We start from the raw sequence: 23,942 nt of genomic DNA, 5'->3' as shown, positions 1-23,942 counted from the left end.
ACTCTGCCCTTCGGCATCGTCATCCCCCTCCCTGTACCACCGGTCGCACCGGCCGCGCCCCAGCAGTAGTTCAAACCAGGTATCACATCACGAAGGCGTAACAAAAAGATCTCGGATGCGGTAACCTCCCCTTGTTCGATCACAAAGGGCTCACAGCGAGCCATGGGAGGGTCACCACACCGTGGGGCGTCATCGAAAACAACCGCCTGCCACCGTCCGGCGGAGTTCCGTTATCGCGTTGACCGGATTGGTTCCCGCTGGGCTCGTGTCCGTCACCGCCGCCTCCGAGGTCGGCGACAGCGCGCCCCTCGCCGCCGCGGTCCAGACGCCGGAAGGCGACCAGGACGTCCAGGGCGCCAGGCCCCAGTCGGCAGCCGAGCCGGTCACCGAATTCGTCGCGCACGCAATGGCGAAGGCCGCCCCCACCGCGACGCCGGTGGTGAAAACCGTTGCGCTGCCGGATGGCAGGCAGCGCGCAGCGATGCCGGCCGGGCCGCTGGGGGTTCCCGGCGTGGCCGTCGCGGCCTACCAGAACGCCGAACGCGTCCTGGCAGCCGAGAATCCGGTGTGCGGCATGCCCTGGTCACTGCTGGCCGGCATCGGCAAGGTCGAGTCAACCCACGCGTTCGGGGGCAAGGCCGACGCCGAGGGCAACCCGCTGAGCCCCGTCTACGGCCCCGTGCTGGACGGCTCGCTGACCGGCAACCACGTCATCCGCGACTCCGACGACGGCGCGCTGGACGGCCTGGACGGATACGACCGCGCCATCGGCCCGATGCAGTTCCTGCCCGAGACCTGGAAGCGCTACGCGGCCGATGGCAACGGCGACGGCATCGCCGATCCGCAGAACCTCTTCGACGCGGCCCTGACCGCCGGGAAGTACCTCTGCGACGGCGGCTTGAACATGCGTAACCTGGCCCAGCAGTCCAAGGCGATCCTGCGCTACAACCACTCCATGGCCTACGTCGCGAACGTCATGGCCTGGGAGACTTCCTACAGCACGGGGGTCGCACCCCGGGCCGGGGACCTGCCGAAAATTTGACACGCCTAAAATTTCTGCCATGTCACTGGTTACGGAATCGGATGTGCGGGGTGCCCTCGCGAAGGTCGACGACCCGGAGATCCGCAAGCCGATCACCGAACTGGGCATGGTGAAAAGCGTCGCGATCGGCGCCGACAGCAATGTCCATGTGGAGATCTACCTGACGACGGCCGGTTGCCCGCTGCGCACCGAGATCACGCAGCGGGTCAGCAAGGCCGTCGCCGACGTGCCCGGGGTCGGCGCGGTCACCGTCGACCTCGACGTGATGGACGACGAGCAGCGCACCGCACTGCGCAAGCAGCTGCGCGGGGACGCGGCCGATCCGGTCATCCCGTTCGCCCAGCCCGGCTCGCTGACCCGCGTCTACGCGGTCGCGTCCGGGAAGGGCGGCGTCGGCAAATCCAGCGTCACGGTGAACCTGGCCGCCGCCATGGCCGCGCGCGGCCTGTCGGTCGGCGTGCTGGACGCGGACATCTACGGTCATTCCGTCCCCCGCATGCTCGGCACCGACGCCCGGCCCACCCAGGTCGAGCGGATGATCATGCCGCCGATCGCGCACGACGTGAAGATGATCTCGATCGCGCAGTTCACCAAGGGCAACACGCCCGTGGTGTGGCGCGGCCCGATGCTGCACCGGGCGCTGCAGCAGTTCCTCGCCGACGTGTTCTGGGGCGACCTGGACATCCTGCTGCTCGACCTGCCGCCCGGCACCGGCGACGTCGCGATCTCCATCGCCCAGCTGATCCCGGGGGCCGAGATCCTGGTGGTCACCACCCCGCAGCCCGCAGCGGCGGAGGTGGCCGAGCGGGCGGGCGCGATCGCGCTGCAGACCCGTCAGCGCATCGCGGGCGTGGTGGAGAACATGTCCTGGCTGGACCTGCCGGACGGCACCCGGATGGACCTCTACGGCTCCGGCGGCGGGCAGTCCGTCGCCGACCGGCTCACCCGCGCCGTGGGCGCGACCGTGCCGCTGCTCGGTCAGATCCCCATCGAACAGGCGCTGCGCGAAGCGGGCGACGAAGGCACCCCCATCGTGCTGCGCGATCCGGACAACCCCGCCGCCAAGGCCCTGCTCGAGGTAGCGGACAAACTCGCCGTCCGCCGCCGCGGCCTGGCGGGCATGTCCCTCGGCATCGACACCACCCGGAACGGTGTTTGATTTGCAGCGCCTGCGGCGCTGCGTGTTCACGGCCCCTTCATGGCTCGCGTCAGAGCGGACGAGACTCGCGCCTACGTCGCATGCGCTTCGTCCGCTCTGACGCGAGCCGGGCCGCGAACGGTGCTCGTAAGACTCGCACTAGGCAACGGGCATTGCTCGTCATGGCGGCACAACCGCTACAAATAGACTCTTCTTATGCTCACGATGCTGCTGTACGTGCTGATCGTCGGCTTGGTCGCCGCGGTGCTGTTCCTGCTGGCCAGTGCGGTGTTCGGGCGGTCCGAGGAACTCGGTCCGCTGCCGGAGGGGACGACGGCAACCGTGCTGCCGGTGGAGGGGATCACCGGGGCGGACGTGCGCGCGTTGCGATTTCAGCAGGTGGTGCGCGGATACAAGGCCGGAGAGGTGGACTGGGCGCTGGCCAGGCTGGCCGCGCGGATCGATGAGCTCCAGCACCAGCTGGCCGAGGCACAGGCGGCGCGGTGGCAGACGCAGATCGCGCCGGAGTCGAAATGAGCGCAGGCACGACGGACGGCCTGGTCCGCTGCGCCTGGCCGCTGGAATCCCAGTTGTACCGGGACTATCACGACTACGAGTGGGGCAAGCCGCTGCACGGCGACGACGCCTTGTTCGAGCGGCTGTGCCTGGAGGCGTTTCAATCCGGTTTGTCCTGGCTGACGATTCTGCGGAAACGCCCGGCCTTCCGCGCGGCGTTCGCCGGGTTCTCGATCGAGCGGGTCGCGGAATTCGGCGCCGACGACGTCGCCCGGCTGATGGCCGACGCGGGCATCGTCCGCAACCGGAGCAAGATCGACGCGGCGATCGCCAACGCCCGGGTGGCCCTGCACCTCGACGTCGGCTTGGACGAGTTGCTCTGGTCGTTCGCCCCGCCGCCGCGCCCGCGCCCGCGCACCGGCGCCGACGTGCCCGCGACCACACCCGAATCCGTCGCCCTGGCAAAAGAATTGAAACGGCGCGGATTCCGATTCGTCGGACCGACCACGGCGTACGCGCTGATGCAGGCGACCGGAATGGTCGATGACCACGTGGCCGATTGCTGGGTGGGCAGCGACCGGCCCGGCACGGGCCGACCGGTCACTTTTTGAACTCAGCTATCCGTCCACATCCGCGATAGGGAAGAATGGGACGGGTGTAGCTCGCCAAACGCCGGCGAGCTCACTGGTTGGTGACAACTGGAGTTCCAAGAAAGTGCGCAGCAGACCGCGCAGATCTGGAGGGAGCAGAGGATGGCGGCCATGAAGCCCCGCACCGGGGACGGTCCCCTCGAGGCAACCAAAGAAGGGCGTGGAATCGTCATGCGGGTTCCACTCGAGGGTGGCGGGCGTCTGGTCGTCGAACTCACGCCGGACGAGGCAGCGGCGCTCGGAGACGAACTGAAGAGCGTCACGAGCTGAGTGGCCCCGGCTGAGCACTCGGCCCTCGCCGTCGCGGCCGGCGTCCTGGCCTGCCCGGAATGTCTCCGGGCGCGCCAGGACGCCGCGCCGTTGGCGCTCGAACCGCGGGACCGAGCATTGCGCTGCGGTCGCGGGCACAGTTTCGACGTCGCCAGACAGGGCTACGTCAGCTTGCTCACCGGTGCGTCGACCAAGATGACCGGCGACACCGCGGACATGCTCGACGCTCGTGCCGCCTTTCAGAGCGGGGGGCATTTCGCGCCGATCGCCGACGCCGTGACGCGAGCCGTCACGGCGCGCCGAGTCGACGGCGCGGTGCTGGAGATCGGCGCGGGCACCGGTTACTACCTCGCCCACGCGCTGGACGCCGCTCCGCCGGCCGTGGGCATCGGACTGGACGTGGCCAAGCCCGCTGTCCGCCGCTGCGCCCGCGCTCACCCGCGCGCCGCGGCGGTGCTGGCCGACGCGTGGCGCGGGTTGCCGATCCGCGACGGCGCGCTCGGCGCCGTGCTCGCCGTCTTCGCGCCGCGGAATCCAGGTGAGATCGCCAGGGTGCTCGCTGACGACGGACGCTTCGTCGTCGCCACCCCCACCCGACGCCACCTCGGGGAGCTGATCGAGCCGCTGGACATGGTGCGGGTCGACCCGGACAAGGACCGCAGGCTCGATGCCGCGATATCCGGACATTTCGAGCCGGTGGACCAGACGCTGATCGAGTACCCGATGACGCTCGCCAGAACCGAGGTCGCGCACTTGGTCGGCATGGGGCCCTCCGCGCACCACGCCGCCGCGGGGGCCGAACGCCTGGCGCGACTGCCGGACACCGTCGAGGTGACCGCGTCGGTCCTGGTCGGCACCTACCGACCGGCCGCCTGAGCGCTCCCGGTTCAGCCTTTCCTGATCTCGTCGTAGACCGCGACCGTGCGCGCCGCGATCCGCGACCAGTCGAACTCGGAGACCGCGCGCTCCCGGCCCGCTGCGCCGAGGCGAGCAGCCATCGCCGGGTCGCCCGCCACTTCGTTCACCGCCGCGGCCAGCCCGTGCTCGTAGTCCTCGGCGGTGCCCGCGTCGTAGTGCACCAGCCGTCCGTTGCGGCTGTCGACCACCTCGGGAATGCCGCCGACGTCGGAGGCGACCACCGCGGTCGCGCAGGCCATCGCCTCCAAGTTGACGATGCCGAGCGGCTCGTACACCGACGGGCACACGAACACCGACGCGGCGGCCAGGATCTGCCGGATCTGCTCGGTGGGCAGCATCTCGCGCACCCAGAACACGCTGCCGCGCCGCTGCCGCAGTTCTTGGACCGCCGTGGTGACCTCCTGGGCCAGCTCCGGCGTGTCCGGCGCGCCCGCGCACAGCACGAGCTGGATGTCGGGGTCGAAGTCGCGGGCGGCGGCCAGCAGGTGACCCACGCCCTTCTGCCGCGTGATGCGGCCGACGAAGGCGACGATCGGCAGGTCGGTCCGCACGCCGAGTTCGGCGAGCACCGACGGCTCGCCCGCGCTCACCGTCCCGGGATGCCAGATGGTCCCGTCGATGCCGTTGTGCACCACGTGGACCCGTTCCGGGTCGACCGACGGATAGGCGTCGAGCACGTCACGGCGCATGCCCTCGCTCACCGCGATGACGGCGTCGGCGTGTTCGACGGCGTTGCGCTCCGACCAGGACGAGAGCCGGTAGCCGCCGCCGAGTTGCTCGGCCTTCCACGGCCTGCGCGGCTCCAGCGAATGCGCGGTCAGCACGTGCGGCACGCCGTAGAGGGTCGCGGCCAGATGACCGGCCAGCCCGCTGTACCAGGTGTGCGAGTGCACCACGTCCACCTCGCCCACGGCGTCGGCCATGCGCAGCTGGGCGGACATCATCTGCAGCGCGGCGTTGGCGGCGTAGAGCGACGGATCCGGTTGATGCACCACGGCATCCGCGCGATCGACGCCCATGCAGTGCACGGTCACCTCGCACAGATGACGCAAATGCGCCGTCAGCTGCGTGACGTGCACCCCTGCGCCGCCGTACACCTCGGGTGGATACTCGCGGGTCAGCATCGCGACGCTCAGCCGGTCCCGCTCGCCGGAATCCACCGCCGAACGTCCCCGATCCGTGCCGAAACTCACCGGTTCAAACTAGACGTTCGGGTCCGCGGCGGCCACTCTCAGGCGCTCCACCCGGTAGTTTGGCAGGTGTGAGGAGCCAGCCGCACGTACTCGGGATCGTGCTCGCCGGTGGCGAGGGCAAGCGACTCTTTCCACTCACGGCCGACCGCGCCAAGCCAGCCGTCCCGTTCGGCGGCGCCTACCGTCTCATCGACTTCGTGCTCAGCAATCTGGTCAACGCGGGTTTCCTGCGCCTGTGCGTGCTCACCCAGTACAAGTCGCACTCGCTGGACCGGCATATCTCGCAGACCTGGCGACTGTCCGGTTTCGCGGGCGAGTACATCACGCCGGTGCCCGCCCAGCAGCGGCTGGGACCGCGCTGGTACACCGGCAGCGCGGACGCGATCATGCAGTCGTTGAACCTGATCTACGACGAGGACCCCGACTACATCGTGGTTTTCGGCGCCGACCACGTGTACCGCATGGACCCGGAACAGATGGTGCGCCACCACATCGATTCCGGCGCGGGCGTCACCGTGGCCGGTATCCGGGTGCCCCGCAGCGAGGCGAGCGCGTTCGGCTGCATCGACAGCGACGACTCCGGCCGCATCACGCAGTTCCTGGAGAAGCCCGCGCACCCGCCAGGCACACCGGACGACCCGAACGTCACGTTCGCGTCCATGGGCAACTACGTCTTCACCACCAAGGTCCTGGTGGACTCGATCCGGGCGGACGCGGACAATGCCGACTCCGACCACGACATGGGCGGCGACATCATCCCGTCGCTGGTCGCGGCGGGCCAGGCGAGCGTCTACGACTTCGCCGACAACGAGGTGCCCGGCGCCACCGACCGCGACCGCGGTTACTGGCGCGATGTCGGGACCATCGACGCGTTCTACGACGCGCACATGGACCTGGTGTCGGTGCACCCGGTGTTCAACCTGTACAACCGCCACTGGCCCATCCGCGGAGCCGCCGAGAACCTGCCCCCGGCCAAGTTCGCCCAGGGCGGGCTGGCCCAGGAGTGCATCGTGGGCGCGGGCAGCATCCTGTCCGCCGCCACCGTGCGCAACTCGGTGCTCAGCGCCAACGTCGTGGTGGACGACGGCGCCACCGTCGAAGGCTGCGTGCTCATGCCGGGCGTGCGGATCGGTCGCGGCGCGGTGGTGCGGCACGCCATTCTGGACAAGAACGTGGTCGTCGGCGAGGGCGAGATCATCGGGGTGGACCTCACGCGCGACCGCAGCCGCTTCGCCGTGAGCAACGGCGGTGTCGTCACCGTCGGCAAAGGCGTCTGGGTGTAACCGCGCGGCGAACGGTCACGGCCCGCCCGGCTCCGGTGCGGGCGAACCGATGCAGAACGGCGCGCAGGGGCCCGGCGTGCGCGGCACGGTGGATTTCGAGGCGTCACCGAAATCGGCGGTGCTCACCAGGTAGACCGCCAGCAGAGCGAACAGCATTACGGCGGCGAAAGCCACCATGGTCCGCCCCCAGTGGATCGGCTTGGGACGACGTTCGTCTTCGTCCCAGAGGAACATCATCATCACCACACCGCACCTCTTCCGCACCCGGTCGGAGCATGACCTCACCAGTATCGGCGATCATCGGCTTTCCATTGCAGCGTGCGCCGAACCATCGCGGCGCGGTGGCTTTTTCGCGATATGTCGGCCGGGATTACCGGAAAAACATCGGCGGCAGGCATATTCCGCCGGAGCGGGCGACCCTCGACGGCGGCCGTGGGCGGGGACTACTGGGCGGGCGGAGCGACGTTCTGGGTGCAGAAAGGCTCACAGGATCCCGGTGGCGGAGGGGCCTTCTCGGGGCCGGTGTCGAAATCGGTGTTGCTCACCACCACCATCACCAGCACGGCTCCCAGAATCACGAGCAGCAGGGCCAGCATCGTGGGCCGCAGCCAGCTCGTTCGCCGTTCCGTCACGACGTCCCCCATGGCTGCCATCTCTATGGGAGTTAGTTCACGCATAACAGTTTTCCTCACTGAGTTGTTTCTCAGCGCATACCCCGGATTCGGGGGAGAAATCAGGCCGCGTCGCGAACCACTAACCCCGTGAGGCGCAGAGCAATCCGTCACCGACCGGAATCAGCACACAGGTGAGCTCCGGATTCTCCGCGATCGCGCGGGTGGCGGCCCGCACCGCCTGGGTGGCGGGGTCGCGTTGCGCCGGATCGGGTACCCGCCCACCCAGCAGCGCGTTGTGCAGCAGAATGGCGCCCCCGTCGCGCAGCAGGCGCACCGCTTGGGCGACGTACTCCGGGTGCTCCAGCGGCGCCGCGTCGATGAAGACCAGATCGTAGGCGCCGTCGGCGAGCCGCGGGAGCACGTCGAGCGCCCGCCCGTTGATCAGCCGGGTGCGGGCCGGCGGGATGTCGGCGGCGCGGAACGCCTCCTTGGCCGCGCGCTGGTGTTCCGGCTCCGAATCGATGGTGGTCAGCGTGCCGTCCTCGCGCATGCCGTCGAGCAGCCACAGCCCGCTGATGCCCGCGCCGGTGCCGACCTCGACCACCGCGCGCGCGCCGAGCAACTGCGCGTACATGCTCAGCAGCGCGCCCACCGAGGGCGGTACGGGGACCGCGCCGAGTTCGGTGGCCCGTTCCCGCGCGCTGACGAGGATTTCGTCCTCTACGACGGATTCCTCCACGTAGGCGAGATTCCGCTCCAGATTCGATGCCACGGGTATGAGGCTAACGCCGGGCGGGTGATCTCGGCGTTCCGGACAACACGCGCCGCCGCCATTTCCACCGCCGGTTTTCTCAGGTGTCCCTCAGGGTCTCCATAACCCGGCCATATCAGGACCAGAAAGAGTATGGGCAACGCAAGACCACCGACCGTGTTTTAACACGGGACGCGGGAACAACGACATACCGGTTGTCGGTTGTATCCGTACGTGACGGTCCGCAGACCCGGCCCGGAGCGAGTTCCCGACGTTTGCGGTCCCTAGTAGGAGGTAGCCCCATCCACATGGTCGATGCGGCGCGCGAATACGCCACCCTGCCCGAGCAGATCCTGCCGGTCGAAGCCGACCCCGCCGCGGAGGCGGGCGAACTGACCGGGACTGCTGCCTTCGATGCCACCGGTGACCGGTCGGCGATGCCCACGTGGGACGAGCTCGTCCGCGAGCACGCGGATCGGGTCTATCGCCTGGCCTACCGCCTGTCCGGTGACGCACAGGACGCGGAGGATCTCACCCAGGAGACGTTCATCCGGGTGTTCCGTTCGCTGTCGAACTACCAGCCGGGCACCTTCGAGGGTTGGTTGCACCGCATCACCACCAACCTGTTCCTGGACATGGTCCGCCGCCGTAACCGGATCAGAATGGAAGCGCTGCCCGAGGACTACGACCGGGTGCCCGCAGAGGGCCCTGGCCCGGAGCAGGCCTACCACGACGCCCGGCTGGATCCCGACCTGCAAACGGCCCTGGATTCGCTCGCGCCGGAGTTCCGCGCCGCGGTGGTGCTGTGTGACATCGAGGGGCTGTCCTACGAGGAGATCGGCGCTACGCTCGGCGTGAAACTGGGCACAGTGCGCAGCCGAATCCATCGTGGGCGTCAGGCCCTGCGCGACTACCTTGCGCATAATGGAAGTGAGCAGCGGTTCGCCGCTGAAGCGAACATAGGGTGATTCGTCGGACGCCGGCATCGCCCGAACATCGGTCGATGTCGGTTGAAAGGGTGAGCACCGAATGAGTGGCGACTCCAGCACGTCCGGTCGTCGTCCGCCCCGTTTTCGCCCCACCGAGCATCTGGCGAGTGAGGCGGTCGCGGCGTACGTGGACGGTGAGCTGCGGATGAACGCCTACCTGCGGGCCGCTCAGCACCTCTCGCTGTGTCCGGAGTGCGCGGCGGAGGTGGATGCCCAGCAACAGGCGCGCATCGCGTTGCGGCATGCCGGCCAGGTCGCGATCCCCACCGGACTGCACGACAGCCTGACCAGGATTCCGCTCGCGGAACTGCCCGGCGGCGCCTCCAGCGGGCAGACGGCGTCCTCGTCGTCCCGTCAGTCCCCGCGCAACGAGGCGGTTTTCGGGTTTCTGACCGATTCCTTCACCGCGACCCGGTGGACCACGTGGTGGCGCAAGTAGAGTTTTCCGAGTGACCACCGAATCGACGAATTCCGGATCGGCCGACACCCCGGATTCGGCGGCCAACCGCGGGAATCTCCGTCCGCCGGACGCACCCGTGCTCGGCCCGCGCCCGGTCTACCGGCCCCATGTCGACACGCACACCGCGCGCGCCTTCCGCAGGCCCTCGGGCCTGTCCGGTTCGTTCGCCGAGCCGCTGCCGCTGCGCAAGGCGGGTTCGGCGCCGCAGTCCGGCCCTGAACTGCACAACCGCCCGCCCGACGCGGTGCTGGCCGAGGCGTTCGGCCGCCCGGAGGGCTCCACCGAACTGCTCCAGCGCGATCCCGACGCCGCCGGTGGCCCCGCCGCCGTCGCGGGCCCGGCCGATCCCTGGCGTGACCCCGAGGCGGTCGCGCGCCTCGGCGCCCCCGCGGTGCCCACCCCCAAACCGCAGCCGCTGCCGCAGGCCGAGAAGCTCAGCGCGCGCGAGGTGCTGTTCGGCTCCCGGGTCGCGCCCAAGGCGCTGGCCTTGCTCGCGCTCGTCGCACTCGTCGTCGGCCTGCTCGGCGGGCTGGTCGGACGGCTGACCGCGGAGACCGCCTCGACGCTCACCTCCCGCAAGGTCACCCTCGAACAGACCGATGACGCCACGCGCCCGCACGGCCTGATCGCGCAGGTGGCCAACGCCGTGCTGCCCTCGGTGGTCTCCATCCGGGTGACCGTCGGCGACAACGGGGCCACCGGCTCCGGCGTGGTGATCGACGGCGGCGGCTACGTGGTCACCAACAACCACGTCATCTCGATGGCCGCCCAGGACAAGAGCAACCGGGCCGCGATCCAGGTGCAGTTCTCCGACGGCACCCGCGTCCCCGCCCAGGTCGTCGGCCGCGACCCGAAGACCGACCTGGCCGTGCTGAAGGTTGATGTGAAGAATCTCACCGTCGCCCAGCTCGGCAAGTCCGGCGACGTCCAGGTCGGCGACGACGTACTCGCCATCGGTTCGCCGCTCGGCCTGAGCAAGACGGTCACTTCCGGCATCGTCAGCGCTCTGCACCGCCCGGTGAAGCTGGAGGGCGAGGGCAGCGACACGAAGGCCGTGATCGACGCCGTGCAGACCGACGCGTCGATCAACCCGGGTAACTCCGGCGGCGCGCTGGTGGACATGGAGGGCCGGGTCATCGGCATCAACACCGCCATCCGCAGCGAGACCGGCGGCTCGGTCGGCCTCGGCTTCGCCATCCCGGTGGACAAGATGACCGAGGTCGCCCAGACCTTGATCCGCGACGGTGTCATGCACCATCCGACCATCGGCCTGAGCGCGCGCACCAAGCAGGTGGCCAACGAGGTCATGAGCGGCGCGGCCGTGGCGGACGTCGTGGCGGGCGGTCCGGCGGCGCGGGCCGGGATCGTGGAGGGCGACGTGATCGTGAAGGTCGGCGATCGCGAGGTCACCAATCCCGACGAGCTGGTCGTCGCGGTGCAGTCACGCGAGATCGGCGAAACGGTGAACGTGCAGTTGATCCGCGATGGCAGGCAGGTGGACGTGCCCGTGACGCTGGAATCCGACTGAACCGCTGGTCGGATCGCCGGGTAGCCTGGTTACGTGTTCAGCAACATCGGCTGGAGCGAGATGGTCATCCTGCTCGTCGCCGCCCTCGTGATCCTCGGCCCGGAGCGCTTGCCCGGTGCCGTGCGCTGGACCACGCGCAGCCTGCGGCAGGTGCGTGACTACGCGAGTGGCGCCACCTCCCAGCTGCGGCAGGAACTCGGGCCGGAATTCGACGATCTGCGCAAGCCGCTGGCCGACCTGAACGAACTGCGCGGGATGACGCCGCGGGCGATGGTGACCAAACACCTTCTCAACGGCGACGATTCGCTGTTCAAGGATTTCGACAGCGCGCTGCCCGATCCGAAGGACCTCTACAGCACCAACAGCGGTATGCCGGACTACCCGATGCCCAAGTTGGATAAGCCGTTGGAGCGCAACGAACGTCCGCCGATCGACACCGACGCCACCTGATTTGTCAAGCAGTCTAGACACAATGAGCTGTTCAGCTGTCTAGACTTCGCACATGTCGGCCGATGACGTGGCGCGCGTGTTCGCGATCGAGGACAAGGTCGAGCGACTGAAGGCGGCCACCGACGGGGTGGCGGCGGCCCAGCAGACCATCAACGAACTGACCAGGATTCGGCGTGCCGTGATTCGCGAGCTGCACGCCGACGGCTGGACGTTCGCCAGAATCGGTGCGGCGGCGGGGCTTTCCCGTGCCCGCATCCACCAGGTCAGCACGCAGGGGCCCGCGCCGGAAGGACTGTTCTTCGGGCACGGTTCGCTCACCGTGCTCGTTCCCGAGGTGCGCGCCGGACGGGTGATCGGCGCGCCGGATCCGGCGGCGCCGCAGCGCTTGGCCGAACTGCTCCGCGAACTCGGCTTCGGCGTCGCGGTCGAGCATTTTCTGCCGGGGCGCCCGATCGACCTGCACCGCGACGGCCTGATCGTGCTGGGCGGCCCGGAACTCTCCCCGAGTTTGCGTCAGCTGGTCGCCGCCGATCCCCGGCTGCGCCGCGCGGTGGCCCGAATGGGCGACGCGCGCCGGGGAATCGAGGATCGGGCGGCCCGGCGGGTCTACCGGCCGGGCGGACCCGAGCCGCACGACATCGCCTATCTGGGCAGGCTGCCCCGGCCCGACGGACGCGGCAGCGTACTGATGATCGACGGCATGCATCCGCCCGGCTCGCTCGGCGCCATCCGGCTACTGGCCACCCGGCTGGCCACGCTGCACGAGCGGGCCGGCAATTACCTGTTCTCCGTGCTGATCGCCTGTCGTTTCGACCGCGCCACCGGAGAGCCCCTGGAGGCCGAACTGCTCACACCGGTCTACCGTCATGATCCCGAAAATCGTTCGCACGCAACGGGTCTTCGGCGCTGAGCCGCAGCGGACGGAGCATTAGGTTTTACGAGCGGGTTCCACACGCACATTGTGCGGCGGCTGACCGAGAGACCTGCGATCCGCGGTGGCGTGCGATTCGTGCAACAGACCATCGGCCGGTCGCTTCGACAGCGAATCGACTCCCATCATCTGCGGCCGAGACTCGAGCGTCCCAGCATTCGCGCCGGGCGCGTCGGCTGCGCTGCCACAACGACTTTCAGCAAATTGTTGGCACCATAATTGAGTACACGTCGCTCAAAGCGGTGCGTGGTGCAGAAGTGCCCACCGGGGCACTAGCCCACCCCGTCGGACACCAGCTCAAAGCATCTCTATGCGTGAGTCCACCGCTGTGTGTTTCAGGTCACCAACCCTCCCGCGAACGGGTTCATACACAGATGATTGAATAGCTGCACGATAACCGCATGGGATAGGTGAGATCGCCCACCGGGTCACCGTCCGCCCCCATCTCCAGCTCCGCGAGACGGACGCGTGAGGCGTCCGGCAAGGAGGAAATCGTGAATCCGCTATTGCTCATCGGCGGCGCCGTCCTGGCGGTGGGTCTGCTCGGCCTGCTCGTCAGCGTGCTGCTGCGGCCGACGGGGTCGAAGTCCCACCTGACCGTCGCCGATCTCCAGGCCCGGCTCGCCGACGAGCAGTCGGCCACCCCCGCCGGGTCGGACGAACCGGCGGACGACCAGCCGCACGCCGACGACGCCGAGTCGGCCGCCTCCGCACGGCCGGATGCCGAGGAACCTCGCACCGAGGATCCCCGCGCCGGGACCGCGAATCCGCCCGAAGCGCCCGAAGCGCCCGAAGCGCCCGAAGCGCGAGCAGAACACGTGCTACTGCCGGATCACCGTCGCCGCGCCGAATAGCCTTCGAATAACTAGGCTGGCGGTACGGCGCGAATTCGCCGTTCGCCTCGGGCCCGATGCGCCGCGGACCCGCTCGGGAAAGGACCGATCGCGGTGCGCGAGATACTCGGGCAATTGACCGCCCTGCTGCCGCACGGGCCGGTCGCGCTGGCACGCGTGGTGGACACCACCGGCCCCGGTCCGCGGGAACCGGGCGCGGCGATGATCGTCACCGGCTCCGGCGCCGTGCACGGCTCACTGTCCGGCGGATGCGTCGAGGCCGCCGTCGTGGCAGCGGCGCGGGAAGTACTGGCCAGCGGTCTCGCGGTGACCGACCGGTTCGGCTATGCCGATGCCGACGGGCTCGCCGTGGGCTTGACCTGCGGCGGGGAGATCGAGGTGTTCGTCGAGCGGATCTCGCGCGAGCGGCTCCCCCTGCTCGCGGCACTGCGGCGGCGGATCGCTGACGGCTCGCCCGTCGCAGTGGGCACCACCTTGGACGCCACACCCGAATGGAAACTGCTGGAGCCCGCGGGCGCCGACCCGTGGCACGGCGTCGACCGCGACGCACGGGCGCTGCTCGCGGCGGGCCGCTGCGGTGTGGTGGGCGCCGACGAGTGCGCGGCACACAGCACCCCGCGCCCCCGGACGTTCGTGCAGGTCTTCGCGGCCCCGGCGCGCATGATCCTGGCGGGCGCGAACGATTTCGTACGTGCGCTCAGCCGCACCGGCAGCCAGCTCGGCTACCGGGTGACCGTCGTGGACGCCCGCGAGACCTTCGCCACCACCGCCCGGTTTCCCGCTGCCCACGAGGTGGTCGTGGACTGGCCGCATCGATATCTGCACGGCGAACAGCAGGCGGGGCGGATCGACCGGCGCACCGTGGTCGTCGTGCTGACCCACGACGCCAAATTCGACGTCCCGATGCTGGCGACGGCGCTGGCGTGCCCACGCGTCGGCTTCGTCGGCGCCCTGGGCTCCCGCCGCACGCACGCCGAGCGCGTCGGGCGCTTGCGCGCCGCGGGCATCACCGACGACCAGCTCGCACGGCTGCGCAGCCCCGTGGGGCTCGACCTCGACGCCCGCACGCCGGATGAGACGGCCATCTCCATCGCGGCCCAGATCCTGGCCGAGCGCGGCGGCGCGTCCGCCCTCGCGCTGGATCGCCTCGACGGACCCTTGCATCGCTGATCTTCGAAGTTCGATCCCGCGCGGCGGATTGGATGCCGGATCGCCGGGAATACCTCGCCACAGAGCCGACATACCGCCCAGTGGCACGTCCCCATCCCCCTTGCACCGCGCGGTCCACGGCCACACATTAGATTTGCTGAAAGTTAACTACGAGTAGGTGACGGTGCGTTGCGCTTCGGCCCCGCCACGCTCTGCCCGGCCCCCACCGAGAGGAGAAAGCGCCGTGACCGCCACCCAGATCGCCATCCTCTGCTCGCTCGCCGGCGCCGCAGGACTGGTCGCCACCATCGGGTTGCTGCACGGACCGGCGAACCGGCGACGACGACTCGGCCTCGCCCAGCACGCCATCGCGGAGCAGATCCCCGCCACCGTGCTGCCGACCTGCCCGATAGGCAGGCCGCAACGGATGCCCGTCGAGCCGTTGACCGTGGCGGAGGCGCACGAACTCATGCAGCGCCACCGGATCTGTGAGCCCTCCGAGTGCGTCTACAAGCTCGCGGCCTTCCGCACCTTGATCGAGGCGGGATACATGCGCGACCCGCATGCGGAAGGGGCCTGAGCGACATGCGCACCCGGGGCGCGCCTGCGGTTCAGGCCGCCGCGCACGCGGGACGCAATGTATTCATCGGCGGGCGGTCCACCAGCGACACTTCGGTGCTGTGCGCGGTGAATTCGCCGCCGATCAGCGGGAATTGCGTCAGCGCCGCGCCGGAGTCCTGGACGCCGCTGCGACCGAGCACGGTGCCGAGGATCTGGCGGCTCATCACACCGAGGTCGGCCAGCGGCCGGTTGCGATGCGTGCGCACGCCCAGGTTGACCTGGCCGATCGCGGACATGCCGAGCCGGTCGTAGGTGTCCAGCAGCAGCCCGATCTCCACGCCGTAGCCCGGCGCGAACGGCACCGAGGTGAGCAGTTCGCGGGTACCCGCGTACTCACCGCCGAGCGGCTGCAACACCTGCGCGAGCTCGGGTCGCAGCGCCGCCAGCAAGGGGCGTGCGACCAATTCGGTGACGCGGCCCCCACCGTGCGCGTCCACGTCCGCGCCTTGCCGCAGCGGCCTGCGGTAGTAGGCCTTGGCCAGGTGCATGTCATCGTTCGTCAGCAGCGGGCCGAGCAATTTCGGCACGAAGGCCGGATCCGGATCGATCAGGTCGGAATCCACGAAGGCGATCAGATCGCCGCTGGTCACCGCCAGGGAGCGCCACAGCACCTCCCCTTTGCCCGGCACCGGCTCCAACTCCGGCACCGCCTGCTCCCGGCTGATCACCTCGGCGCCCGCCGCACGCGCCCGCTGCGCGGTCGCGTCGGTCGAGCCGGAATCGAGCACGATCAGTTCGTCGACCAGCGTGCCGAGCAGCGGACGGATGCTGGCCACCACGTCGGCCACGGTGCGCTCTTCGTTCAGCGCGGGCAGCACCACCGACACGGTGCGCCCGGCTTTGGCGGAGACGAGTTCGTCCACCCGCCAGTCCGGGGTGTCCCAGGTATTGGTCGTCGCCCAGGCGGGCTCACGGTATTGGAATGTCATGCCAGACCTCGCAAGGTTCGTGCGGGGGGCCGGATGCCCTGGATCGCGGCGATCATGTCCACCACTCGCCGGGTCGCGGCGACTTCGTGGACACGGAAGACTCGGGCGCCGGCCGCTGCCGACCACGCTGTTGCCGCCAATGTGCCCTCCAGCCGCTCGGAAAGACCGACACCTAAAGTCTCCCCGATGAAATCCTTGTTGCTCAGCGCCATCAAGACTGGCCATCCGGTTTTTACAAGAACGTCGACTCCGCGCAACAGTTCGAGCCCGTGATAGGTGTTTTTGCCGAAATCGTGGGTCGGGTCGATCAGAATCGAATCCCGGCGCACCCCGGCCGCGAGCGCGTTCTCGGCGGCGCGCACCACGGTTTCGGTGACTTCGCGCACTACGTCGGCATAACGGACCCGGTGCGGCCGCGTGCGCGGCACCGCGCCGCCGGTGTGGCTGCACACCAGCCCCGCGCCGTGCGCGGCGGCCACCGGAACCAGATCGGGGTCGGCCCCCGCCCACGTGTCGTTGATCAGATCCGCGCCCTCCGCCACCGCGGCCAGCGCCACCTCGGCGCGCCAGGTGTCGACGCTGATCAGTAGCTGCGGGTACTTCGCGCGAATGGCCGCGACGAACGGCACCACCCGGCGCGTCTCCTCGGCCGCGTCCACCTCGTCGCCGGGGCCGGCTTTCACCCCGCCGATGTCCACCAGATCGGCGCCCTCGTCCACCGCGCGCGCCACCGCGTCCATGGCCGCCGCATCCGTGAAGGTGGCGCCGCGGTCGTAGAAGGAGTCGGGGGTGCGATTCACGATCGCCATCACCAGCGCTCGATCCGTCGCCACCGGCCGTCCGCACAGCGTCGGAAGCGGCGCCACGGTGGAGCTGAACATAGCCCCGACTGTAGCGGGCTGCCCCGCCTCTCCGAATTGCTCCGTCAACTCTTCGGGGCGCGGCCTGCTGCTACGTCTGCTGCGTAGTCGTCGTAAGCGGGGACATAGCCCGCGCTGCGGCCCGCGAGTACGTACAGCGCGCTGTCGGGGTCCGGCGTGTAGCCCTGTTTGCGCAGTTCGACCTTGCGGCTCTTGAACGTCGAAGTCTGCTCCAGCTCGTGGACCACGCGGATGAACAGCGGAACGGCATAGCCGGGCAATTGCTCGTAGGCCACCTTCGCCACCGCCGCCCCGTCGAATTGCTCGCCGTCGCGCAGTGTCACGGCCGCCATGCCCGCCTTGCCGTCGGTCCCGGGGATGTCCACGCCGTAGACCACCGCCTGCGCGATCGATTCCGCCTTGCTCAGCGCGCCCTCCACCTCCGTGGTCGCGACGTTCTCGCCCTTCCAGCGGAACGTGTCGCCGAGCCGATCCACGAACGCGATGTGATGCCAGCCCTGTTCGCGGACCAGATCGCCGGTGTCGAACCAAACGTCGCCGGGCTCGAACCCGTCGCGCACCAGCTTGGCCTCGGAGGCGGCCTTGTCGGTGTAGCCGTCGAACGGCGAGCGGTCGGTCACCTTGGCCAGCAGCAGCCCGACGCCGCCGGTGCCGACCCGGCGCAAGCGGCCGTTCGCGTCGCGCTTGACCTTCCCGGTCTCGTCGTCGTACTCCACGACGGCATACGGCAGCGGGCCGAAGCCTGCCGTGCGATTCACGCCGAACGCGTTGACGAACGCGATGTTCGCCTCGCTCGCTCCGTAGAACTCCACGATCCGCTTGATGCCGAACCGGGACTTGAATTCGTCCCAGAGTTCGGGGCGCAACCCGTTGCCGACCGCGAGCCGGACCGAGTGCTTCCGGTCGGTCGGCGCGGCGGGCTGGTTGACCAGATAGCGGCACAGCTCGCCGATGTAGATGAACGCCGTCGCCTGCTCGCGAACGATCTCGTCCCAGAACCGGGACGCGGAGAATCCCCGGCTGAGGGCGAACGTCCCGCCGGAGGCCAGCACCGCGGACAACGCGACGGTGAGCGCGTTGTTGTGGTACAGGGGCAGGCAGCAGTACAGCGTGTCGTCTCCGTGCAGGCGGATGCCGAGGCCGCCGAGCCCGGCCATGCTCTTGGTCCAGCGCAGATGCGTCATGACGCTGGCCTTGGGCAGACCTGTGGTGCCGGAGGTGAAGATGAGGAACGCCCGCTCGCGCGCGGTCACCTCCGCGCAACTCGGCGGGTCGGTGTCGGCGGCGGCGCGGGAGGCCCGCTCGAGTTCGTCGGCCGGGAGGACATCGGCAGGCGGCTCGGGCAGCGAGTCGATCGCGTCCGCGCACTCGGCGCCGACCACGTTGAGCACGCTGTCGAGCAGGCCGAAGCTGTGCGCCAGCACTCGGCCGCGCTGATGGTGGTTGAGCAGGCCAACGGTGGCCCCGAGCTTGACCGTTGCCAGCACGACGAACAGCGTCTCGGGCCGGTTGGTCATCAGCACGCCGACCACGTCGCCGCGCCGCACCCCACGTGCCGCCAGCACGCTCGCATACCGGTTCACCTGCGCGTTGGCCTCGCCGTAGGTGTAGGACGCGCCCTCGAACCGCAGGAACGCACGGTCCGGATGCCGGTGCGCGGCGCGCTGGAAGTACAGCCCCACCGAGGCCTTGGAATCCGGCGTCACCAGCATGCCCAGCGCGTTGCGCAGCATGCCCGGCGCGTCCAGGGCCATCGCGGGCAGGTTACGGGCGAGGTCGATCAAACTCACCGTCGAGCGGGCATCGGTGCTCACGTCTTCAGCTCTCCTCTTCCCGGGTACGGGTCCTCTCCAGTGCCGCGAAGGCGGCCGGCAGATCGGTCACCACGGTAATCCGCGCCAGGGCTGTCTGGGGCACGAACTTCCGCTCGTACAACTCGTCCAGCCAGGAGAACAATCCGCGAAAGAAGCCATTGGGATCCAGCACAACGACTGGCTTCTCGTGCTGTCCCAGATAGCCGCCGGTCCAGGTTTCGAAGAACTCTTCCAGCGTGCCGATGCCGCCGGGCAGGGTGAGGAAGGCGTCGGCGCGATCCTCCATCACCTGCTTGCGCTGGCGCATCGTGTCGGTGACCACCAGTTCGTCGGCGTCGACGTCGGCGACCTCGCGGTGCACCAGGTGCTTCGGGATCACGCCGATGGTGTTGGCTCCGCCTGCGCGCGCCGCGGTGGCGACCGCGCCCATCATCGAGACGTGGCCGCCGCCGGACACCAATTGCCAACCGCGCCGGGCGATCTCGGTACCCACCCGGGCAGCCAGCGACAGGTAGTCCTGGTCGGTCGTACTCGCCGAGCAGTAGACACAGACGGCGAAAGGCTGTTCGCTCACCACTGATCCTCCGTCCCGATCGCGTCCTCGGCGCCGCCTGCCTGGGCGGCGGCCTGGATGATGTGCACGACCTCGTCGACACTGTCGGTCACGTGCAGCAGGCCGAGGTCTCCCGGCGAGATCTTGCCGGAGCCCCCGAGCGAATCACGCAACCAATCGACCAGCCCCGACCAGTATCTGGTGCCGAACAGGATGATCGGGAACCGGGTGATCTTGCGGGTCTGCACCAGCGTCAGCGCCTCGAACAGCTCGTCGAGGGTGCCGAAACCGCCGGGCAGGCAGACGAACGCCTGGGAGTACTTCACGAACATCGTCTTGCGGACGAAGAAGTACCGGAAGTTGATGCCCAGGTCGACCCACTCGTTGAGGCTCTGCTCGAACGGCAACTCGATGCCGAGACCGATGGAGTAGCCGCCCGCTTCGCAGGCGCCCCGGTTGGCCGCCTCCATCGCCCCTGGCCCGCCGCCGGTGATCACCGCGAAGCCCGCCCTGGCCAGCGCGGCGCCGATCGCCGAACCCGCCTGGTACTCCGGATGGTCGGCGGACGTGCGCGCGGAGCCGAAGACGGTCACCGCCCTTGGCACTTCGGCCAGCGCGCCGAAGCCCTCGACGAATTCGGCTTGGATGCGCAGCACGCGCCAGGGATCGGTGTGTACCCAGTCCGTGTCGCCCCGCTTGTCCAGCAGGTTCCGGTCGGCGGTGCCCACGCCGTCGGCACGGTCGCGGCGGAACATGATCGGCCCCCGGAACTTCGGTGTCGACTTCGGGGTGTGGGCGACCTCGCGGTCCGCGGCGTCGGTGGACATGCGTTCCACGCTACCGCCCGGCCGGGGCCGCTCACGGGCTGGACGAGAGAAGTCGTCGGACGTTCAGCCGGGCGCAGCGACGGCGAGACACAGTCGCAATCCCAGCGCTCGATGCGTACGTTCCAGGCGCATCGCACGCGGCACGGGCACGCGCACTCACGAAGAGCGCAAGCCTGATCGGGGTCGGCGCTGCACCGCTGCTTGTCTCCACCGTCCCGCAGCTGTCCGGCACCTGGAGCTGTTCAGGCCGGACTGCCGGTCAGGTAGCTGCGCAGCATGCCGGTGACGGCGGTGATCTGGTCGAGGGGAACATGCTCGTCGCGCTTGTGCGCGAGGTTGGGATCCCCGGGTCCGAAGTTGACCGCGGGGATGCCGCGGGCGGCGAAACGCGAGACATCGGTCCAGCCGTACTTCGCGCGCACGCCACCGCCGCCGTGGCGCCGCACCGAGGCGATCAGGTCCTTGGCCGCCGGCGCCGTCAGCCCCGGCAGCGCGCCCGGCGCGGAGTCGGTCACCTCGAAGGAGAGCTCGAGTCCGGCGAAGACCTCGCGCACGTGCTCGGCGGCCTGTTCGACGGTGCGGTCGGGCGCGAAGCGGAAGTTGACGTCCAGTTCGGCGGCGTCCGGCACGACATTGCCCGCCACGCCGCCCTCGACCCGAACCGCCGACAGGCCCTCGCGATAGACGCAGCCGTCGATGTCCACTTCCCGGGCGCGGTAGTCGGCGAGCCGCTGGAGGATCGGAGCCAGCCGATGGATCGCGTTGTCGCCCAGCCACGCTCGCGCCGAGTGCGCGCGCACGCCGGAGGTACGCAGCCGAGCGCGCAGAGTGCCCTGGCAACCGGCCTCGATCCAGCCCCCGGACGGTTCGCCGAGCACGGCGAGGTCGCCGGTGAGCCAGTCGGGCAGCTCGCGCTCGATGTGGCCGAGCCCGTTGAACTCGGCGGCAATCTCCTCGCCGTCGTAGAAGATCAGCGTCAGGTCGTGCACGGGGTCGGCGACGGTCGCGGCCAGGTGCAGGAACACCGCGTCACCGGACTTCATGTCCACCGAACCGCAGCCGTAGAGCACCTGCTCGCCCGCCGGGCCGACGGCGAAGCGGCCAGGCACGTTGTCGGCGATCGGCACGGTATCCAGGTGCCCGGCCAGGATCACCCGGGTCGGGAGGCCGCGGTGCGTGCGCGCCAGCACCACGTTCCCGTGGCGGAGGATCTCGAATCCCGTCGTCTGCTCCCGCAGCGCCCGTTCCACCACGTCGGTGATAGCCGCCTCGTCGCGTGAGACGCTCGGGATGTCCACGAGGGCGGCGGTCAGCGTGATCGGGTCGGCATGCAGGTCGATGGTCACGCGCTTCACCCTACGACCGCTCACCCACCACGCCGGTCACTTCCCTCCGGCCGGCCCCGATACCCAATGCTCTCGGCAAGGCGGGCGAAGGCCCGGGCGCGCACGCCGATGCGACCCCCAACCCTACGGCAGCGTCACCCGCCGACCCGGGCGACCGGGACGCGAAGCCAGGTGATCGGCGTCTGCGGAGCAGCCGCACCGTTGTCCGGAGCGGGTCGGTAACCTCTAGGCCGTGAGCATCCAGGGAGCAGCAGCAATCGGTATCGCCAACGTGACCGCGGACGGGACCGTACTGGATACGTGGTACCCGAACCCGCAGTTGGGCGAGTTCGCCGAGACCGGCAGCAAGCGCCTGGACGAGGCGCCCGCCGAGTACGCGGCGCTGCTCGGCTTCGACGACGCGCGCGGGGTCGACGTGATCGCGGTGCACACCACGATCGCCGACCTGTCGGCCGCCCCGGTCGACGCGCACGACGTCTACCTGCGCCTGCACCTGCTCTCGCACCGCCTGGTCAAGCCGCACGAAGTGAGCCTGGACGGCCAGTTCGGACTGCTGACCAACGTGGTGTGGACCAACCACGGCCCCGCCGCGGTGGAGAGCTTCGAGGCCACCCGCGCCAAGCTGCGCGCCCGCGGCCCGGTCACCGTCTACAGCGTGGACAAGTTCCCGCGCATGGTCGACTACGTGCTGCCCTCCGGTGTCCGCATCGGCGACGCCGACCGGGTCCGTCTCGGCGCGCACCTGGCCTCCGGCACCACCGTCATGCACGAGGGCTTCGTCAACTTCAACGCGGGCACGCTCGGCGCGTCCATGGTCGAGGGCCGCATCTCCGCGGGCGTGGTGGTCGGCGACGGCTCCGACATCGGCGGCGGCGCGTCCACCATGGGCACCCTGTCCGGCGGCGGCACCACCGTCATCTCCATCGGCGAGCGGTCGCTGCTCGGCGCGAACTCCGGTCTCGGCATCCCGCTCGGCAACGACTGCGTCGTGGAGGCGGGCCTCTACCTGACCGCGGGCACCAAGGTGACCACCCCCGACGGCGCCCTGATCAAGGCCGCCGAACTGGCCGGCCGCGACAACCTCCTGTTCCGCCGCAACTCCACCACCGGCGCCGTCGAGGTCGTCCACCGCAAGGGCACCGGCATCGAACTCAACGCCGACCTCCACGCCAACGACTGACCCACACTCTTGGATCGGGGGTAGTGAAATGGTGGCTCGAACGGGTGGGGTAGCCACCATTCGACTACGCCCGGAGCGCCGGACCCGATCGGGTTCGGGGCGCGAGCTGGTCAGCCGGTAGTGGGCAGCCCTTTCGCGGCTACCGGGGACAGAAACTCCACCCGGGATGAAGCGACGTAGTTCTCCCGCTGACTCAGGAAGTGCCGCGTGTGCGGCTGCCGCCCGTGCTCCTTGAACGCCTCGCGGTCGCGGTACACCTCGTAGAACACCCGCGACAAGGGCTCCGACTCGACGGTGTGCGCGGCGTACACCAGCGTTCTGGGCTCGAATTGAGTTACCGCCGCGACGGTTTCGGCTACCAACTGGTCGAACTCGGCAGCCTTTTCGGCGTCTTGCAGGTCGAACCTCACCACGAGCGCGAACATAGCCCTCCTCAGCACCGGTTTGACACGGTCACCGTACCGGGCGCCGAGCGCCGCGCGCGCTACCCGAGAGCATCGGCCCGTCGCCGGGCGCGAAGTACGGGAGGCGTCCCGGTCGGCTCGAACCGCGCCAACGCGCGCATCTACGCCGCAGTCGCGCTGCGAGTCGGACGCCGTCGAACAGTGGACTCCCAGGAGGCGTAGCCCGGCCGATCTGCCGTGCCGATCGGATCAGGCGGGGTCGACACCCTCGCCCGAGAGCCCGAAGGCGACGATCCGCCGGGGATGGATACGGATCATTTCGCGGGAGACGCCGGAGATATACGGCTCGACGTCGGTGAGGGCCTCCGCGGTGCCGCGGATCTCCAAGCAGCGGACGCGCCACGGCTGGACCGAGGCTACGTCGTCGACGACGAACGCGACGCGGTCGTTGGTCGCGAGGTTGCGGAACTTACGGGACGCGCCCATGTTCCAGCCCGCGATGTCTATGGTGCCGAGTTCGGCGTTGTAGCGGAAGCCGACCGGGTTGTTCTGCGGGGCGCCGTCGGGCCGGACGGTGGCCAGTCGGCCCAGCCGCTGGGTGCGCAGGTAGTCGATCTGTTCGGGGGTCAGGATCGCGGTCATGGGCCGACC

General features: G+C 69.4%; 28 protein-coding genes. 16 read left to right on the top strand and 12 right to left on the bottom strand.

What is annotated here, in order from left to right; genetic code table 11:
• Positions 1-181 precede the first annotated feature (181 nt).
• From HOV91_RS27065 to HOV91_RS27040, 6 genes are all read left to right on the top strand, one after another.
• Positions 182-1,042 carry a lytic murein transglycosylase gene (locus tag HOV91_RS27065; RefSeq protein WP_174188178.1) on the top strand — a complete coding sequence of 287 codons (861 nt, stop codon included), beginning with the start codon at positions 182-184 and terminating at the stop codon, positions 1,040-1,042.
• A 19-nt stretch (positions 1,043-1,061) separates the two neighbouring features.
• On the top strand, positions 1,062-2,201 hold the full coding sequence (locus HOV91_RS27060) for an Mrp/NBP35 family ATP-binding protein (RefSeq protein ID WP_174188177.1): 1,140 nt from the start codon (positions 1,062-1,064) through the stop codon (positions 2,199-2,201).
• A gap of 195 nt (positions 2,202-2,396) precedes the next feature.
• Positions 2,397-2,717 (top strand): DivIVA domain-containing protein, encoded by a 321-nt coding sequence (locus HOV91_RS27055; protein ID WP_174188176.1) that lies wholly within the window; start codon positions 2,397-2,399, stop codon positions 2,715-2,717.
• Positions 2,714-3,307, top strand: coding sequence for a DNA-3-methyladenine glycosylase I (locus HOV91_RS27050; protein ID WP_174188175.1), 594 nt, complete (start codon positions 2,714-2,716; stop codon positions 3,305-3,307). The genes HOV91_RS27055 and HOV91_RS27050 overlap by 4 nt, the downstream gene beginning before the upstream one ends.
• 141 nt (positions 3,308-3,448) lie before the next feature.
• Positions 3,449-3,616: a DUF3117 domain-containing protein gene (locus HOV91_RS27045; protein ID WP_011211259.1), complete on the top strand. Its 168-nt coding sequence runs from the start codon at positions 3,449-3,451 to the stop codon at positions 3,614-3,616.
• Positions 3,617-4,492 (top strand): putative RNA methyltransferase, encoded by an 876-nt coding sequence (locus HOV91_RS27040; RefSeq protein WP_312884785.1) that lies wholly within the window; start codon positions 3,617-3,619, stop codon positions 4,490-4,492.
• A gap of 11 nt (positions 4,493-4,503) precedes the next feature.
• On the opposite strand, the gene glgA is transcribed toward HOV91_RS27040, so the two are convergent.
• The gene (glgA, locus tag HOV91_RS27035) at positions 4,504-5,670 is read right to left on the bottom strand and encodes a glycogen synthase (RefSeq protein WP_174188183.1); all 1,167 of its coding nucleotides are present in this window, start codon (positions 5,668-5,670) and stop codon (positions 4,504-4,506) included.
• 125 nt (positions 5,671-5,795) lie between these two features.
• Between glgA and glgC the strand changes: the two genes are divergently transcribed.
• Entirely contained in the window at positions 5,796-7,010 is a 1,215-nt protein-coding gene (gene glgC / locus HOV91_RS27030) for a glucose-1-phosphate adenylyltransferase (protein ID WP_174188174.1), read from the top strand.
• Between the two features lie 15 nt (positions 7,011-7,025).
• On the opposite strand, the gene HOV91_RS27025 is transcribed toward glgC, so the two are convergent.
• From HOV91_RS27025 to HOV91_RS27015, 3 genes are all read right to left on the bottom strand, one after another.
• Positions 7,026-7,253: a hypothetical protein gene (locus HOV91_RS27025; RefSeq protein ID WP_438822697.1), complete on the bottom strand. Its 228-nt coding sequence runs from the start codon at positions 7,251-7,253 to the stop codon at positions 7,026-7,028.
• Between the two features lie 200 nt (positions 7,254-7,453).
• Positions 7,454-7,687, bottom strand: coding sequence for a hypothetical protein (locus HOV91_RS27020; RefSeq protein ID WP_174188173.1), 234 nt, complete (start codon positions 7,685-7,687; stop codon positions 7,454-7,456).
• Between the two features lie 76 nt (positions 7,688-7,763).
• On the bottom strand, positions 7,764-8,402 hold the full coding sequence (locus tag HOV91_RS27015; protein ID WP_159848438.1) for an O-methyltransferase: 639 nt from the start codon (positions 8,400-8,402) through the stop codon (positions 7,764-7,766).
• A 281-nt stretch (positions 8,403-8,683) separates the two neighbouring features.
• On the opposite strand from HOV91_RS27015, the gene sigE reads away from it, so the two are divergent.
• From sigE to HOV91_RS26975, 8 genes are all read left to right on the top strand, one after another.
• On the top strand, positions 8,684-9,343 hold the full coding sequence (gene sigE / locus HOV91_RS27010) for an RNA polymerase sigma factor SigE (RefSeq protein ID WP_246350926.1): 660 nt from the start codon (positions 8,684-8,686) through the stop codon (positions 9,341-9,343).
• Between the two features lie 61 nt (positions 9,344-9,404).
• Complete coding sequence (locus HOV91_RS27005; protein ID WP_174188172.1) at positions 9,405-9,803, top strand: hypothetical protein; 399 nt, start codon at positions 9,405-9,407, stop codon at positions 9,801-9,803.
• Positions 9,804-9,813: 10 nt separating this feature from the next.
• Positions 9,814-11,352, top strand: coding sequence for a S1C family serine protease (locus tag HOV91_RS27000; RefSeq protein ID WP_174188171.1), 1,539 nt, complete (start codon positions 9,814-9,816; stop codon positions 11,350-11,352).
• A gap of 33 nt (positions 11,353-11,385) precedes the next feature.
• Complete coding sequence (gene tatB / locus HOV91_RS26995) at positions 11,386-11,802, top strand: Sec-independent protein translocase protein TatB (protein ID WP_043697347.1); 417 nt, start codon at positions 11,386-11,388, stop codon at positions 11,800-11,802.
• 52 nt (positions 11,803-11,854) lie between these two features.
• Positions 11,855-12,712 carry a hypothetical protein gene (locus tag HOV91_RS26990; RefSeq protein ID WP_174188170.1) on the top strand — a complete coding sequence of 286 codons (858 nt, stop codon included), beginning with the start codon at positions 11,855-11,857 and terminating at the stop codon, positions 12,710-12,712.
• Between the two features lie 515 nt (positions 12,713-13,227).
• Entirely contained in the window at positions 13,228-13,587 is a 360-nt protein-coding gene (locus HOV91_RS26985) for a hypothetical protein (RefSeq protein ID WP_174188169.1), read from the top strand.
• A 93-nt stretch (positions 13,588-13,680) separates the two neighbouring features.
• Positions 13,681-14,757 (top strand): XdhC family protein, encoded by a 1,077-nt coding sequence (locus HOV91_RS26980; protein WP_174188168.1) that lies wholly within the window; start codon positions 13,681-13,683, stop codon positions 14,755-14,757.
• A gap of 223 nt (positions 14,758-14,980) precedes the next feature.
• Positions 14,981-15,316, top strand: coding sequence for a hypothetical protein (locus HOV91_RS26975; protein WP_174188167.1), 336 nt, complete (start codon positions 14,981-14,983; stop codon positions 15,314-15,316).
• Positions 15,317-15,347: 31 nt separating this feature from the next.
• Here the strand turns inward: HOV91_RS26975 and HOV91_RS26970 are convergent, their stop codons facing one another.
• From HOV91_RS26970 to dapE, 6 genes are all read right to left on the bottom strand, one after another.
• Positions 15,348-16,286, bottom strand: coding sequence for a glucosyl-3-phosphoglycerate synthase (locus tag HOV91_RS26970; RefSeq protein ID WP_174188166.1), 939 nt, complete (start codon positions 16,284-16,286; stop codon positions 15,348-15,350).
• The gene (gene folP, locus HOV91_RS26965; protein ID WP_174188165.1) at positions 16,283-17,167 is read right to left on the bottom strand and encodes a dihydropteroate synthase; all 885 of its coding nucleotides are present in this window, start codon (positions 17,165-17,167) and stop codon (positions 16,283-16,285) included. Before folP ends, HOV91_RS26970 begins: the two co-directional genes overlap by 4 nt.
• A gap of 44 nt (positions 17,168-17,211) precedes the next feature.
• The gene (locus tag HOV91_RS26960) at positions 17,212-18,981 is read right to left on the bottom strand and encodes a long-chain-acyl-CoA synthetase (protein ID WP_174188164.1); all 1,770 of its coding nucleotides are present in this window, start codon (positions 18,979-18,981) and stop codon (positions 17,212-17,214) included.
• Between the two features lie 4 nt (positions 18,982-18,985).
• Positions 18,986-19,558, bottom strand: a complete 573-nt coding sequence (locus tag HOV91_RS26955) for an LOG family protein (protein WP_438822696.1) — start codon at positions 19,556-19,558, stop codon at positions 18,986-18,988.
• Entirely contained in the window at positions 19,552-20,361 is an 810-nt protein-coding gene (locus HOV91_RS26950; RefSeq protein ID WP_174188162.1) for an LOG family protein, read from the bottom strand. Before HOV91_RS26950 ends, HOV91_RS26955 begins: the two co-directional genes overlap by 7 nt.
• A 242-nt stretch (positions 20,362-20,603) precedes the next feature.
• Entirely contained in the window at positions 20,604-21,707 is a 1,104-nt protein-coding gene (gene dapE, locus HOV91_RS26945; protein WP_174188161.1) for a succinyl-diaminopimelate desuccinylase, read from the bottom strand.
• Between the two features lie 232 nt (positions 21,708-21,939).
• Between dapE and dapD the strand changes: the two genes are divergently transcribed.
• The gene (dapD, locus tag HOV91_RS26940) at positions 21,940-22,887 is read left to right on the top strand and encodes a 2,3,4,5-tetrahydropyridine-2,6-dicarboxylate N-succinyltransferase (RefSeq protein WP_174188160.1); all 948 of its coding nucleotides are present in this window, start codon (positions 21,940-21,942) and stop codon (positions 22,885-22,887) included.
• A gap of 110 nt (positions 22,888-22,997) precedes the next feature.
• Here the strand turns inward: dapD and HOV91_RS26935 are convergent, their stop codons facing one another.
• Both HOV91_RS26935 and HOV91_RS26930 read right to left on the bottom strand, forming a co-directional pair.
• A complete protein-coding gene (locus HOV91_RS26935; RefSeq protein WP_174188159.1) occupies positions 22,998-23,312 on the bottom strand; it encodes a putative quinol monooxygenase in 315 nt (104 codons plus the stop codon).
• Positions 23,313-23,540: 228 nt separating this feature from the next.
• A complete protein-coding gene (locus HOV91_RS26930) occupies positions 23,541-23,933 on the bottom strand; it encodes a PPOX class F420-dependent oxidoreductase (protein WP_174188158.1) in 393 nt (130 codons plus the stop codon).
• Positions 23,934-23,942: the final 9 nt, after the last annotated feature.

Source organism: Nocardia barduliensis (assembly GCF_013315795.1).
In the GTDB taxonomy this organism is placed as follows: domain Bacteria; phylum Actinomycetota; class Actinomycetes; order Mycobacteriales; family Mycobacteriaceae; genus Nocardia; species Nocardia barduliensis.
The sequence above is the reverse complement of the archived record's forward strand: the minus strand, read 5'-3'. Positions and strand labels throughout refer to the sequence as shown.